Origin of the sequence: Marinifilum flexuosum, assembly GCF_003610555.1 — a bacterium.
Classification (GTDB): Bacteria; Bacteroidota; Bacteroidia; order Bacteroidales; family Marinifilaceae; genus Marinifilum; species Marinifilum flexuosum.
This window is the reverse complement of the sequence record NZ_RAPQ01000008.1, coordinates 2,000,462-2,013,752: the sequence shown is the minus strand read 5'-3', so window position 1 is coordinate 2,013,752 and position 13,291 is coordinate 2,000,462. Positions and strand designations below refer to the sequence as shown.

The following is a 13,291-nucleotide window of genomic DNA, read 5'->3' as shown; positions in this document are numbered from 1 at the left end:
GAAATTATTGATATACTCATTGATAACTATGGGGTAAAAAAAAGCAAAAAGCACCTGCAATTTGAAGCAAAGCAAATTCAAAAGTTAATTTTAAATGATTATGTGGAAATTGGTCATATTAATCCTGGTAGACTGGATAACATAGCAAGAATTTGCGCACAAATGGGCATGGTTTCTACCAATTACGATTTAGGTGGTTTTATTTACAAGCAAGAACAATTTAAAACGCCAAAATGGTTAAAGTGGGCACTAATCATATCAATGATAACCATATCAATTGTTGTTATCATTTCATTATACCTTTATATTTTTAACAAAGAATTAAAAAAGGCCGTTGACAGACAAACTGCGAAAATCAGCCTAAAAAATGAGGAGTTGATAAAATCTGAAAAGCGTTTTAGAGAGGTGATAGAAAACTTACCTTCGGGAGCAATTCTTGTAGAGGGAGATGTATTGTTTACCAATAAAAAGGCTCATGAAATAACCGAATATACCAATAAAGAAACTCCAGACATTAACTCCTGGTTCACTACCCTTTACAAAGATCAGAAAGATATAATTTATCAGACTTACAAGAATAATAAATCTGAAAAATTTAAAAATCCAACAATCACTTCCATTACCACAAAATCAGGAAAAATAAAACAAGTTGAATTTCATGCTTATTGTTTCGATGGTAAAGAAATTTGGCTGATGAATGATATTAGTAACAGAATAGAGACCGAACAAGCTTTAATTGCCAGCGAATACAAACTCAGAACCTATATTAACGAATCACCAAACGGCCTTGTAATATTTGATAAAAACACCAAAGTAAAATTTGCAAACCCTGCTTTTCTAAAACTTCTGGACATTATTGAATCTAAAGAAATTAATTATCATATAAAAGATTTCTTCTCTACATTACAACTTGTAAAGAATGTTGAGATGATGCAACAACTTTTGGAAACAGGAAAAATTCAAGGTGAAGTAATGATTAAGTCTGTTAAGAACAGGAATTTTCCAGCATTTATTAATGCGGTTAAACTTAACAATGACGAATTCCTGGCATTTCTAATGGATACTTCTCCTCTGAAACAGGCCGAAAATAAACTAAAAGCTGCGCTGGAAAAAGCAGAGGAAAGTGATCGATTAAAATCAGCCTTTCTTGCTAATATGAGTCATGAAATCAGAACTCCTATGAATGGAATATTAGGTTTTAGTCAATTACTATTAAAAGAAAATCTATCACAAAACAAGAAAGAACAGTATATCGATATTTTGAATCAAAATGGCAGACAATTACTAGAAATCATCAATAACATCATAGATATATCATATCTAGAAGTCAATCAATTAAAAGCAATCAAAAGTACTTTTTCGATTTCAAAACTCTTTAACGACCTTGATACATTATTTAAAATTGAAAAACCAAAATATCATAAAGAAAATCTGGAAATTTCATTTTTCTGTAACGTTCCAAAAGAATTGGATAAAATCGAGTCTGATCTTGGCAAGATCAAACAAGTTTTGATCAATCTAATCAATAATTCTCTGAAATTTACAAAAGAAGGATACATTAAAATTAGTGCGAACTTAAACGAATCGAAATTGCATTTCATTGTCGAAGACACCGGAATAGGAATACCTGAAGAAAAGCATGACATCATATTTGAACGCTTTGCCCAAATAGAAAATGTTTACACAAGACAATTTGGAGGAGCTGGGCTAGGTTTGCCAATTTCAAAAGGAATTGTTGAACTTATGGATGGAAAATTAGAACTAGAATCTAATCAAAATAAAGGCTCTAAATTTCAATTTTATATTCCGATACAAGAAAAAGAAATCGAACCAAATGAAAACAATAATCTACAACTTAGATTTTCTTGGAATGGAAAGGAAATTCTTATTGTGGATGATGTGGATATAAACATTAGCTTTCTGGAGGAATTACTAGATAATACCGGTGCTAATATCACGATAAGTAAAAATGGCAAAGAGGCTGTAAATTTATGCAAATCGGGATATCAACCAGACTTGATATTAATGGATATTCAGATGCCTGAAATGAACGGACTGGATGCTACTAAAGAAATCAGAAAGTATCTCAAGAACACACCTATTATTGCACAAACTGCTTATGCAACGGAAAATGATAAGAAATTAGCCATATTAGCAGGTTGTAATGACTTTTTTCCAAAGCCTTTAAATCCAGAAAAACTATTAAATAGAATAGATCAATTCTTATTGGCTAGCAGTTAAACCTTTGATTTTGGTCTTTGCTTGTGCTTAAAACCTTTACGTTCCATTTTACCCCACTTTCTGTTCCCTCTGGCATATTGAATATTACCCTTAATTGAGAAAAATAAAGATATCGGGTGTAATATAAATGGTTCAAGAAGAGCTGCAATCCACAATCGGAATACATCTCCTTTCTTTTCGTACCTATGGAAAGTCAATTCTTCGTAGAGAATTGCCCAGGTTGTAAAAAACAAGGCAAATGTGTATACAAACAGGAAGGTAATCAGAATAAAATTCAAGCTTAGATTTCCAGTAAAATATAGAATAATTGCATAGAGGATACCTAGAACTTCGACCAAAGGAGCCAGCCATTCAAACAAAAACCAAAACGGATATCCCAGCATTCCCATAGCTCCATATCTTGGTGAAAAGAAAATTTTTGAATGATCGGTTAAGGTTTCTATGGTACCTCTGGTCCACCTACTTCTCTGACGTCCAAAAGTAGAAACATCTGAAGGAGCCTCAGTCCAACACAAAGGATCGGGCACATATTCTATCTTGTACTTCTCTCTTTGCTCAGACATGTATCGACGAATTCGTACCACCAGCTCCATATCCTCACCAATGGTATGAGCATATCCGCCACTTTGTACCACCACATCGCGTTCGAACATTCCCATGGCACCTGAAATAATAATTAAACCATCTAATTTGGCCCAAGCCATTCGCCCCATTAAAAAAGATCTGGTATATTCCAAAACCTGCATTCTGGCCAGTAAATTCTTTGGCACAGAAACCTCTGTAATTCTTCCATTTTCAATTACGCACGAATTTGCAATACGAACAACACCTCCTGCTGCAATCACCCTTCTATCTGTTCTTTCAAGAAATGGTTTCACCAGCTTCAATACTGCATCAGGTTCCAAAATCGAATCAGCATCAATAGCCATAAATAAATCCTTATCAGAAACATTAATCGCTACATTTAAAGCATCTGCCTTTCCTCCATTCTCTTTGTCAACAACTATTAGGTTTGAATAGGTCTCAAGATTCGATTTGTAAACTCCTCGAACCTCTTTCGTTTCTATCTCATGGTTTATTGCAAAATAAACACGCTCTAACTTGAAAGCTTTTTGTAGCTCTTCGAATGTACTATCCGTACTTCCGTCATTTACAACAATTACATCGAAATTATTGTAGTGTATAGTATATATTGACTCAATGTTATCAACAATGGTTTTTGCTTCATTAAAGGCTGGGACCAAAACTGAAACCGACGGAGCTAGAGGTGAATCGAGAATTACACTATAATCCACAAAACTATTCTTCTTCAGATAGTAATTTAAGGCAATACCCGAAACAATACTTAGTGCTGTATAACTAAATATCAATAAGAATGCATAAGATATGAATACCTTATCCAAAAAATAACTAATAAACCTTATTAACTCATCGTAATTCATATTCTAGGATCTAATACGTGGTTGATAATCCCTTTTAATTCTTCATCAGCATTTACAGATAAAACATTAAGTCTGGCGACACCTGTTTCTCCAATTTTTGCAATTGATTTACACGCCTCCATCCTAATCTTAAATTCATCGCTCTTCAGTTTATCTTCCAAAAAATTTATTTCCGAATCCATTTTTAACTGTCCAATGGATCTAAGAATATTTAATTGATTTGGCAACTCTTCCAAATGATACATTTCCTTGAGCTTTGCAATTGCCTCATAACTTTCCAGATCAATTAATGTTTTAATCACTTTTCCTTTTACAAAGTCATTGTCATGATTTATCAATTCCAAAACCTTTGGCGCTGCTTGCTTTTGCTTTAATACCCTAATCATATCCAGACAGAACATTACCACCGAATCATTCCAATGATCCAGCCACAAATGAAACTCAGGAATTTCAATCCTTTTCTTTCGTATCAAGTCAAACACATTAATTTGCTCCCAAACCGTAAAAGGTTTCTCTTGCGAATCCAAAAATGCAAAAGGAACAAAAGGCAAGAGCTTTATTAATCCCATTTGTGATTCTATCCTCAATACATCATTGTTTTTCTGCTGAAAAGATATAATTTTCTGATTCTCGGACTTTATTCTCATGTGACTCAATTCACGGATTCCGAAAATCTTTTTATTCCAGGAAAACTTATCCAATTTTCGAATTGATTCCTGATTCAATTTTAAATTCACATACAAGGCTCTTATCTTATCACTAACAGTCTTATTTTCAGCTTTATCTATTGCCATCAAAACATCAATCATGACGTTTCGATGAAAACGACTTGATTTTAGTTTAGTTCTATCACAAATTTCATTGATTTCTTTACTTCCTATTAGGTATGCAATAATGGCCTGAGAATATTTTACATGAATTTGGTTGTACCTTGTCTTTTGATAAGCCAAGTATAATTTTGAAATTATAATTGTTGGCAGCAATACAATCAAGGATACAAAGAAAACCAGTATCATGTATACAATCAACCGATTCAATGCATTATAAGGCAATCTTTCAAAAACGTAATTGATCAAAGCCTGTATCCGATCTATTATATTACCTAAAAAATCGAAGACAATAAACAAGAGATCTGGAGTGGAACTCACCAATTCCTGAAAGTTAAATAGAATAATATGTTGATCCAATAATAACATTTAATCTCTGTCCTTTACTTTAATATTTAACTCTCTCCTTACTGCTTGAATTCTCTTCTTAGCAAATATCTTTAATCCTGGAATAAATGCTCCCGGATCCAACTCATCACCCAAATGCGTCATCAGATTCTTCTCAAATTCCGAATTGCTATACATTTTCATTGTATCCTGATAAACATGTTTTCTTAGCGTAATGGCAAGCCTATCAATTTTATGCACTAAATAATCCGTTGTAAACTTTTCATTCAGTAACTCCTTTATGTAGTTTGTATAAAAGTCACGGTATTTTTTAATCCCAAAAACAGTTTTCATCAAGGTATTTTCATACCTATCATTCCTAAAATAAACACTTAAATTCTCTGCCTCATGCATCGTAAACTTTGAACTAAATGCACAAAATGCATAATTACCATCATAAGGAATCCACTTAAACTGATAATCTAAAGTACTTTTATACAAATAGTAATTATGACGATGCAACAAATTCATGGCATCAACATTCATAAACAAGCTGGTGATTGCAAATACCTTTAAGCATTCATAAACATCAAAAACCTCTTCTAGATATTTTAAAGCATCCTGATCCATTTTAACACAGTCATCAAGCGTTTTAATAAAATCCATCAATACCTGATAGTCTTTTCTATCATCTGATTTTATCTTATAGGATCGTTCGTAGTCCAACTGATTATCGCCTATATAAAGCAAACTTGCATTGGGCTCTCCTTTAAAAAATGCACCAGACTTGTTACCAAAATTTCTTTTTACAAAACCCTTATTGATTTCTTCAACCAACACATACAAACCAAACAACTCGCCATTTACATATACATTTGCGTAAGTAGATCTTGGAACAGGCAATCCCTCCGATCTCATAAAATCCAGGTATAATTTTTCTCTCATAAAAGTGGGATCCTTAAAAGCATTATTCAGATTAATGGTTTTTAAACCATCTAGCTTTTGCTTTTTAATGTACTTCCCAAAATTTATTTTCAAAGATTTCTTCCTTCCTGGATAGAAATCATAGGACGACTCTCCTTTTATTCTTGCTCCACAAGCATAAAGTTTCTTTCCATTTACCTCTACATTTCCCTGCAAATACTTATTCAGGTTTAAAGAGTCGCGAGCATCTTTATGATTTACCAAGGAATCCCATGCAGAACATTGCAAAAAGTTAATTCTTATCTCATGAACTTTTTCACTGCCAAATATTTCATCTCCAGCCACACTCTTATCCTTGTCCTGATTATTTGAACCAAATAAACCAGAACTTACAACAACACAACACAACAATATGAGTAAAGACTTCATCATTTACATTTACAATTGATATGACAATTTCACTGAGAAAGTAAGAATACGTCGTTTTTCACTCACTTCATACTCCTCTCTTTCATAACCAACACGCAACAAATAGGTTAACCTTTTATCAATTAACTGATCTTGATATCCCAATCGAACTTTCCAACTATCATATTTATAAGTATCAAAATTCGATACATTTCCTCTTGCTTCATCCGGAGATGTTCCCGTTCCCAACTCCAATCCAATATATTGCTTGGCATCTCGCAAATATCTCCTGGTAATAAAAAACACTGATCTTGAAACATCACTATCCTTTGGAGTAAAATATCCTCGCAATGAAAACCAATAATTTCTGTAGTACTTTCCAACCGAACCTGTGTAGATGTGTACATTTTTGTGGCCATCACTCCCATCAAATCTCAAAAAACGGACACCAGCTGATGCTTCAAATTTTGCAGGTAGTTTCTGATAAAACTCAGCTCCTACTCTATGCTCTGGAAACAAATTATCTGGAGAGTATCCATAATTCAAGTACATATAATTGCTTGCTGAAATACGTGGATAAGCATCAATTTCAAACTGCTTAGAAATTTCATTTGACCACAAGCCTTCTCCTGCCTTTACCAAATCGCCTATATTTACCTTCCCTATAAGACTTCCCCACGCGTTTCTTCTTGAAACTTGAAACGAACTCACATGCCATCTTCTCACATAAGGTTCCTCGAAATGTTCAAAATCATGCTTAACAGTTAAGACATACTTTCTTGTTGCTGATTTATAAGCCTTAAAAAGTTTAATTCCCTCTTCATTTCCAGGATTAATTTCCAACAGCTCATTTATGGTTTGCAAAGATTTGGCATCCAATCCTTTTTCTTGCTGAATTTTAATTTTCTTGATTAAGAAATCTTCCTCTCTGGGATAAAAGGATTGTCCGTATTCACAATAAAACAATGCCTTTGACAGATCTCCAGACCACTTTTCCAAATCAATAAAAGCAGATATTGCATCTTTATTATCGTAATCTTTATCTAAGACCAATTGCAATTCCTTTCTTGCTTCATTATATCTTTTATCCCATGCAAATGTTCTTCCAATTAGAATTCTGGCATCATGAAAATTTGGCTGCTCTCTTAGTATTTTATAACAACGTTTTCGGGCCTCTTTCCTATTGCCATCAAAAGCAAGCACTTGCGCTTCCTTAAATTCATCTGAAAAATTCTTTGACTGAAGCGTATCAATTTCCTGGGCGTTCAAATTCACTGAACACACCAATACATAAGAAACCACTAATAAGAGAGATAAAAGTTTAGTCATATTTAATTTTTTCAGTTATATCCTATAAGAATTTTAATCCAAATATTTCTTTTTGCGTTCCTGCCTGGCACTAATACTATCCATTACCGTCGTCATAAATGGTCGATAATATTTCCAAAAGAACATTTTTCTATCTTTAATTTGATTCGGGCTGTAAAAAGCACCACTGATATTTTCAATTCCACGGAAATAGGAGGAGTAAATCCCCATTTTATTATCTGAAAAATCACAAGCAAAATAAAGAAATCGATAATCCTTATCGTGCTCTATGATAGCGGGAAACTTATTAGGCACTTTTAAAGAATCTAACAAATGCTTTCCTTTTTCATTCACGTCAATCTCAAAATTTGCCAGTATATGGTTTCGCTCATCTGTTGCATTAATATCGAACCAAAACGGATAATAAACTTTCTCTGGCACATTGTATTCCAATTGTGTACTTAGGGACGATTTTAGAATTGGAAATCTATCATTCAAATGTTCGTCCTGCTCCAGAATGATAATCTGCTCCTGGTTATTAACCAAAACAATTCCTCCTTTTCGGAATTGATATTCTGAATTGTAATTTTTACGATATAAATCAGGCACCCACTTTGGAATTTCCGAATCCATTAATGTATCCAAAGTTTGATAATATTTACCAACCCAACCACTCCATTTTATACCTAAAAGCTGTTCGGTTTGTTTTCGAATTACTGGAGATGTAGGAGAAGCAAACAGGTTAAATTCGGCAATTATGGTTTTTCCCTTTCTTTTTAATTCCCGAAGCAGATTAAATTCCTCGGCCTGCAGTCCTCCATAAAAAAGTGAGATGGTATCTTTGCCATAATCTGGATGATCTTTCCAATTGGAATTGTAAATACCATATGTATCCGCAAAAAATACTACATCTAATGAATCAGCAAGTTTTACACTACTTTCCCTACCATATACTTTTAAATCCTTTATTACATACTGCCCGTTCTCATCAGGATGAAAACCTAGAAAATCTTTCGCATAATCATACTCATCTCCGGTAGGCTTAACCCATTTACTTTGATTAGCTACCCAGAAAAAAGACAAGTGCTCCGAGAAATTCTTTTCCGGAGTTGTTTTATCAATTACAAGTAAATTTATTGGTATCTCTTTTTCACTTTTCCATACAATCCACGAAATCACTGGAATAATTAAAATGAGAAGAATTAATACCCGAACTAGCTTCCACATTCGATTTTTACTTTAAAATTACTTATTATTCACCCTTATAACGGAAAGTACCATAAATAAGTTATACTTTTTTGATAAGTATTTTTATTTAATCCATATAATGCCTATTTTCCTATTTAATTAATCAGTGCATTTTTTAAATAACTCTTTTTTTTATTTGAACTGTTTTTTTTGATTTATTAAATAAATTTAATCATCCATGAATAAGATTTTATTGGTTTTCGTTTTGACAGTTTTTTTCAATACAAATTCATTTGTAAATTGTTGTGCAAAGAATAGTCTTTCCCAATCCTCAAACATTAAAATGAATCAAGACAATAAACTAGCAGTAGTTTGGACATCTGCTGATAAAGAAGTAGCGGAAAAAATGGTTTTCATGTATGCCTATAATGCTGCAAAATTCGGATGGTGGGACGAAATAAATTTTATAATTTGGGGACCATCGTCTAAACTTCTTAGCGAAGACAAAGACTTGCAAGAATACATTCTGAAAATGAAAGAGGTGGGAGTAAATGTATATGCTTGTAAGGCTTGTGCTGATATGTATAAAGTTTCGGATAAACTTTCGGAAATTGGTATTGAGGTAAAGTATATGGGAAAACCATTAACCCAATACCTGCAAGAAGACCATAAAGTAATTACATTCTAAACCGTATTAAAATGCTTAAAAAATCTGTATTTGATTTTCTTTTAGAGCTCAGAGAGAATAACAATAGAGAATGGTTTCATGCCAACAAAAAAAGGTATGAGCTAGCAAAAAAGGATTTTCAACTTTTCATTGAATTGAGCATCGAACAAATCAAAACCTTTGATCCAAGTGTTTCTGGTTTAAGCGCAAAAGATTGCCTGTTTAGAATATTCAGAGACGTTCGCTTTTCAACAGACAAAAGGCCTTACAAAACGAACTTTGGGGCTTTTATAGCCAAAAATGGAAGAAAGAGTCGTTATGGTGGCTATTACATCCATATCGAGCCTGAACAATGTTTCCTGGGCGGAGGATGCTATATGCCGGCCTCAAATGTTCTAAAAGCCATTCGAACAGAAATCTTTCATCACCCTGAAGAATTTAAGGGAATTATTGAGAATCCTGAGTTTCAAAAGCACTTTCCGGAATTGTATGGAGAAAAACTAAAAACAGCTCCAAGAGGATTTCCAAAAGAATTTACACATATCGACTTACTTAATTACAAACACTACGCTGTTGCCAAAATGATTGATGATCCAATCGTAAATTCTGATCAATTTGTAAATGAAATTGACAATACCTTTAAAGCATTGTATCCACTAAATAGATTCTTAAACGAAATCGTTCAGGATTTATAAAACAAAGCTCATAAAATGTCAATTTATTTATCAAACGACATTTTTTTTTTACGGATTAACAAAGAATAACATCTTTTAATAGAAAACATTTTTTTGTTTGCTCATTCATAACTTATTTCGCTGCGGAATTAAGCAATAAATGTACAATAGTAAAAACTACATATTAAAAGTTGAAGAGTTTGTTACAGATTTACTTTGTGACTTGCCCGAAAACCTATGCTACCACAACCTAAAACATACCAAAGAGGTTGTAGAGGCATGTAGAGAGATCGCAAAAAATTCAGGTCTTTCGGCAAGTGATACGGAAATTGTAATTATTGCTGCATGGTTTCACGATGCAGGTCATGCGGTTACTTACTTTGGACACGAAAAGGCTGGAACTAAAATTGCAAAAGAGTTCTTAAGCAAAATACATTACCCTGCTTCCAAAGTTAATAAGGTTATCAACTGCATATTAGCTACGCACTATCCTCCTCAACCTAAAAATGATCTTGAAAAAATTCTTTGCGATGCTGACATGTATCACCTCAGCTTAGATGATTATGAATCCAGAAGTTTTTCTTTAAGAAAGGAACTGGAAACTGTGACATCAACAGAAATACCAAAACAATATTGGTGCGATAAGAATCTTGAGTTCCTGAGAGATCATTGCTACTTCACTGCCTATGGCAAAAAGGTACTTCAATTCCTAAAAGAAAAGAACCTTAAGAAATACTTTTTGTCTCACTGCAATTGTAAACAATAATTCTATTACCTGAATTAAATCATGATTGGTTAATTGACATTTACTGCGAGTTATTAATCATTACAGATAAAGTATGCAAACTAAACAGTACAATCTACACAACTATTGAACTCTTCAGTCCGTCCTGTTCGAAACAATTAGCTATTATTGAATTACAAATAGAAAGACAGTTCACACCAATACAATTCCAATATACTTTTAATTAACTGAAATAAATCAGATTAATATATATTCATTCTTAAGTTTTAGTTTACTATATTATCCAGATTGTAAACTAAACCAATTTATCTATGAAAAACTTTACGATTCTTAGAACTATCGTTCTGGGATTAACAATTCTTTTTATTAATAATTTAAGTTTTGCAGCTAAGGCTCCTATTAAATTCGGAAAGGTAAGCATTGATGAACTAAAAATGCAGACCTATGAAAAAGACAGCACAGCCGTAGCTGTTTACTTGTGTGATTACGGAGTAAGTGAAATCCCATATATGTCGAGCACCGATGGCTTCCAATACAATTACACAAGAATTATCAGAATAAAAATATTAAAAGATGAAGGTCTGGATTACGCTGATCTTGAATTTTCGTTTGATAAAACCCGATCTAATGTAGGATCAGTTAAGGCGTGTACTTACAATTTGGAAAATGGAAAAATTGTAAAAACCAAAGTTAGCGCCAAAGATAGAATTCTTGAAAAATCTTCTGACGATGTTTACACCTATAAATTGGCATGTGAGAATGTTAAACCAGGTTCTGTAGTTGAATTCATGTATCAAATGACATCTGATATTCCCTGGAATATCGGTCCCTGGTATTTTCAACGCAGTATTCCAACCATTTGGAGTGAATTTAGAGTTAACCTACCTGAATACTTTGACTACAAAAAAAATGCAAAAGGATATTTAAGCTTTGACATTAACGAGCACAATTATGGGAATGGAACTTTTAACAGTGGTAAAACTTTTACCATAGATCAATATCGATTCGTCATTAAAGATGTACCTGCTTTCAAAAAAGAACCTTATACAACTTCCAGAAAAAATTACATGTCGGCTATTGAATTTGAAATTGCCGGAACTAAAAACTTTTACGGTGTTTACAAGGATTTAACTGGCAACTGGGATAAGATTAATAAATCGCTAATGGAAAGTGAACGTTTTGGTCACCAGTTAAAAACAGGTGGATTTTTGAAAGATGTGGTTGCTGAAATTACCAGCAAAACAGAATCGGATGAAGAAAAGATTCTGACTGCCTTCAATTACATTAAATCCAATATGAAATGGGACGATTATTATAGTAAATATACTACTTCCTCTTTACGCTCTGCATTTAAAGAAAAAAAAGGAAATGTTGCTGATATCAATTTAATGTTAGTAGTTCTGCTAAATAAATTAGGCATTAAGGCTGACCCGGTAATTCTTAGCACAAGAGGTAATGGTTTATTGAGTTTATTCTCTCCTAGTCAATCCAAGTTTAACTATGTAATCGCAAGTTGTAAAGTTGGTGAAAACAGAATTTATCTGGATGCTACCGATGCCAACTGCCCATGTAATCTCCTTCCTGAGCGCTGTATCAATGACAAAGGAAGATTGATTAGTAGCCAGGGATCATTCTTTGTAGATATTAAGTCAAGTAGTATTTCAAAATCAGCAACCATTGCAAAACTAAAGCTTGATGAAGATGGCGTAGTTTCTGGTAATCTGGATTTATCGCTAAACGGTTTTACTGCTTTACAATTTAGAGATGCCATTCAAGATAAAAGTGAAGAAGAACTGCGTGAAACCATGGATGAAGCGTACAAGTTAATAGATGTAGAAAGTGTTGAAGTAAAAAATCTTAAAGAGGTTGAAAAAAGTGTTATTTCAAAAATGGAAGTTGAAATGACGGAAGAAATGGAAAGCGTAAATGATCTTATCTATTTCAACCCTTTTATTGTGAATAAAATTGAGGAGAATCCTTTTACCCTGGAAGAAAGAAAATATCCTGTTGATTTCACATATCCTATCGACAGAACTTACATGCTCGAACTTACCGTTCCTGATGGATATACTCTTGAGAGCAAGCCCGCTCCTGCAAGAATCAATCTTCCTGAAAAATCAGGTCAATTTATGTATTCGGCAAGTCAGAATGGGAATAAAATCATGGTGGTTAGCAGATTTAAAATTAACAAACGAACATTCTTGTTTAATGAATATCCTAACCTAAAAGAATTTTACAATCTGATTGTAGCCAAACATGCAGAAATGTTGGTTCTTAAACGAATGTAGAATTCTCATAGATAATTACAATTGCTGAATTATTAATGAAGTGATGAACAGTAGAGCAAAGAATTTATGGAGTGCTAATCGTTTATCGACGATCTGCTTTTAGGAGAAGGTTACCAGTTGTTTTACCTCTTCTATAAAATCTGTCCATTGATCTTTGCTTGCCGTTCATTGTTAATATATGATATTTTTAAAATCTTAATCAATACTATGAAAGTTCGATACATTTATTTGTTGCTCCTGACATTTCTATGT

Annotated in this window: 10 protein-coding genes and 1 pseudogene; 6 read left to right on the top strand and 5 right to left on the bottom strand. The window is 33.2% G+C overall.

Features of this window, described 5'->3' with window-relative positions:
• Window positions 1–162: 162 nt before the first annotated feature.
• Window positions 163–1,083 (top strand): annotated as a pseudogene (locus tag BXY64_RS21690) (PAS domain-containing protein); the annotation flags it as partial.
• Window positions 1,057–2,241 (top strand): ATP-binding protein, encoded by a 1,185-nt coding sequence (locus tag BXY64_RS21685; RefSeq protein WP_394340478.1) that lies wholly within the window; start codon window positions 1,057–1,059, stop codon window positions 2,239–2,241. The pseudogene BXY64_RS21690 and the gene BXY64_RS21685, both read left to right, overlap by 27 nt.
• Here BXY64_RS21685 and BXY64_RS08150 read toward each other — a convergent pair.
• The 5 genes from BXY64_RS08150 to BXY64_RS08130 are packed head-to-tail and all read right to left on the bottom strand — an operon-like array spanning window position 2,238 to window position 8,704.
• The gene (locus BXY64_RS08150; RefSeq protein WP_120239386.1) at window positions 2,238–3,683 is read right to left on the bottom strand and encodes a glycosyltransferase family 2 protein; all 1,446 of its coding nucleotides are present in this window, start codon (window positions 3,681–3,683) and stop codon (window positions 2,238–2,240) included. The two genes, BXY64_RS21685 and BXY64_RS08150, sit on opposite strands and share 4 nt — an antisense overlap.
• Window positions 3,680–4,879 carry a HEAT repeat domain-containing protein gene (locus tag BXY64_RS08145; RefSeq protein WP_120239385.1) on the bottom strand — a complete coding sequence of 400 codons (1,200 nt, stop codon included), beginning with the start codon at window positions 4,877–4,879 and terminating at the stop codon, window positions 3,680–3,682. Before BXY64_RS08145 ends, BXY64_RS08150 begins: the two co-directional genes overlap by 4 nt.
• Window positions 4,880–6,190: a CotH kinase family protein gene (locus BXY64_RS08140; RefSeq protein ID WP_170150612.1), complete on the bottom strand. Its 1,311-nt coding sequence runs from the start codon at window positions 6,188–6,190 to the stop codon at window positions 4,880–4,882.
• 9 nt (window positions 6,191–6,199) lie between these two features.
• Window positions 6,200–7,498 (bottom strand): YaiO family outer membrane beta-barrel protein, encoded by a 1,299-nt coding sequence (locus tag BXY64_RS08135; RefSeq protein ID WP_120239383.1) that lies wholly within the window; start codon window positions 7,496–7,498, stop codon window positions 6,200–6,202.
• A gap of 33 nt (window positions 7,499–7,531) precedes the next feature.
• On the bottom strand, window positions 7,532–8,704 hold the full coding sequence (locus tag BXY64_RS08130; RefSeq protein WP_120239382.1) for a hypothetical protein: 1,173 nt from the start codon (window positions 8,702–8,704) through the stop codon (window positions 7,532–7,534).
• A 304-nt stretch (window positions 8,705–9,008) separates the two neighbouring features.
• Between BXY64_RS08130 and BXY64_RS08125 the strand changes: the two genes are divergently transcribed.
• From BXY64_RS08125 to BXY64_RS08110, 4 genes are all read left to right on the top strand, one after another.
• Window positions 9,009–9,353 carry a DsrE family protein gene (locus BXY64_RS08125; protein ID WP_120239800.1) on the top strand — a complete coding sequence of 115 codons (345 nt, stop codon included), beginning with the start codon at window positions 9,009–9,011 and terminating at the stop codon, window positions 9,351–9,353.
• Between the two features lie 11 nt (window positions 9,354–9,364).
• The gene (locus BXY64_RS08120; RefSeq protein WP_120239381.1) at window positions 9,365–10,027 is read left to right on the top strand and encodes a DUF2461 domain-containing protein; all 663 of its coding nucleotides are present in this window, start codon (window positions 9,365–9,367) and stop codon (window positions 10,025–10,027) included.
• A 139-nt stretch (window positions 10,028–10,166) separates the two neighbouring features.
• A complete protein-coding gene (locus BXY64_RS08115; protein WP_120239380.1) occupies window positions 10,167–10,772 on the top strand; it encodes an HD domain-containing protein in 606 nt (201 codons plus the stop codon).
• A 290-nt stretch (window positions 10,773–11,062) separates the two neighbouring features.
• The gene (locus BXY64_RS08110) at window positions 11,063–13,039 is read left to right on the top strand and encodes a DUF3857 domain-containing protein (protein ID WP_120239379.1); all 1,977 of its coding nucleotides are present in this window, start codon (window positions 11,063–11,065) and stop codon (window positions 13,037–13,039) included.
• Window positions 13,040–13,291 lie beyond the last annotated feature (252 nt).

Coding starts and splice junctions, on each gene's coding strand:
- BXY64_RS08150 (WP_120239386.1), bottom strand. CDS start 3,683: ATGAATTACGATGAGTTAATAAGGTTTATTAGTTATTTTTTGGATAAG.
- BXY64_RS08125 (WP_120239800.1), top strand. CDS start 9,009: ATGAATCAAGACAATAAACTAGCAGTAGTTTGGACATCTGCTGATAAA.
- BXY64_RS08145 (WP_120239385.1), bottom strand. CDS start 4,879: ATGTTATTATTGGATCAACATATTATTCTATTTAACTTTCAGGAATTG.
- BXY64_RS08115 (WP_120239380.1), top strand. CDS start 10,167: ATGTACAATAGTAAAAACTACATATTAAAAGTTGAAGAGTTTGTTACA.
- BXY64_RS08135 (WP_120239383.1), bottom strand. CDS start 7,498: ATGACTAAACTTTTATCTCTCTTATTAGTGGTTTCTTATGTATTGGTG.
- BXY64_RS21685 (WP_394340478.1), top strand. CDS start 1,057: ATGGATACTTCTCCTCTGAAACAGGCCGAAAATAAACTAAAAGCTGCG.
- BXY64_RS08110 (WP_120239379.1), top strand. CDS start 11,063: ATGAAAAACTTTACGATTCTTAGAACTATCGTTCTGGGATTAACAATT.
- BXY64_RS08140 (WP_170150612.1), bottom strand. CDS start 6,190: ATGAAGTCTTTACTCATATTGTTGTGTTGTGTTGTTGTAAGTTCTGGT.
- BXY64_RS08130 (WP_120239382.1), bottom strand. CDS start 8,704: ATGTGGAAGCTAGTTCGGGTATTAATTCTTCTCATTTTAATTATTCCA.
- BXY64_RS08120 (WP_120239381.1), top strand. CDS start 9,365: ATGCTTAAAAAATCTGTATTTGATTTTCTTTTAGAGCTCAGAGAGAAT.